Origin of the sequence: Planotetraspora sp. A-T 1434 (assembly GCF_025420585.1) — a bacterium.
GTDB lineage: Bacteria > Actinomycetota > Actinomycetes > Streptosporangiales > Streptosporangiaceae > JAOEGB01.
The window spans coordinates 1-1,312 of sequence record NZ_JAOEGB010000068.1 but is presented as its reverse complement, the minus strand read 5'-3'; the positions used below and the strand labels follow the sequence as shown (position 1 = coordinate 1,312).

At 70.0% G+C, this 1,312-nt stretch carries 1 protein-coding gene; it reads left to right on the top strand.

All coding sequences use genetic code 11. The features are described 5' to 3' along the window. On the top strand, positions 1–1,312 hold a 1,312-nt coding region (locus N5079_RS34965; protein ID WP_261588515.1), incomplete at both ends, for an amino acid adenylation domain-containing protein.

The following is a 1,312-nucleotide window of genomic DNA, read 5'->3' as shown; positions in this document are numbered from 1 at the left end:
AGCTGGCCGGCTGGAACGCCACCGACCGGCGCTATGCGGGTCCGGAGTTGCTGCACGAGTTGGTCGCCGCGCAGGTGCGGGCCACGCCGGACGTGGTGGCGGTCTCGGCCGGGGACGGGTCGCTGACCTACGCCGAGCTGGACCGGCGCGCCAACCGGCTGGCCAACCTCCTCCAGGCCCGAGGCGTCGGCGTCGAACACCTGGTCGGCGTGTGCCTCCCACGCGCGATCGACCTGCCGGTGGCCCTGCTGGCGGTCCTCAAGGCGGGCGGCGCCTACGTCCCGCTCGACCCCGGCTATCCCCGTTCCCGCCTGGCGTACATGTTCGCCGACGCGGCTCCCACCGTCGTGGTGACCACGAGCGAGCTGGCGCCGAGCCTGCCGTACCACCCGGCAATGCTCGTGCTCGACGACCCGGAGGTCCGGGCTGAGCTGACGGCCGCCGCCGAGACCGCGCCCTCGGTGAGCGTCCACCCGGACAACCTCGCGTACCTCATCTACACCTCCGGCTCGACGGGCAGGCCGAAGGGCGCGATGAACTCGCACGCGGCCATCCGCAACCGCCTGCTGTGGATGCAGGAGGAGTACGGGCTGGACGAGACGGACCGCGTCCTGCAGAAGACCCCGATGAGCTTCGACGTGTCGGTATGGGAGTTCTTCTGGCCGCTCATCACCGGCGCCCGGATGGTTCTCGCCCGTCCCGAGGGGCACAAGGACCCGGAGTACCTCAGAGACACGATCATCAAGGAGGGCGTGACCACCCTGCACTTCGTGCCGCCGATGCTGCAGATCTTCCTCGACCAGCCCGGCGTCGAGGACTGCCGCTCGATCAGGCGCGTCGTGTGCAGCGGCCAGGCGCTGCCGGCAGAGCTCAGCAATCGGTTCCTCAGTCGCCTGGACGCCGGACTGCACAACCTGTACGGCCCGACCGAGGCGGCGGTCGACGTCAGCTATTGGCCCTGTGACATGGGCGATGACATCGTCCCGATCGGACGCCCCATCGCCAACATCAGGTTGCACGTGGTCGACGCGACCATGCGGCGGGTCCCGATCGGCGTGCCCGGCGAGCTCCTCATCGGAGGGATCGGTGTCGGGCGGGGCTACAAGGACCGGCCGAGTCTCACAGCGGAGCGGTTCGTGCCGGATCCGTTTGGGTCCCTTCCCACGTCCAAGGGGGGCCGGCTGTATCGGACGGGGGATCGGGTGCGGTGGCTGCCGGACGGCACGCTGGAGTTCCTGGGCCGCCTCGACGACCAGGTCAAGCTCCGTGGCTTCCGCATCGAGCTCGGCGAGATCGAAGCCGTCCTCCTGGG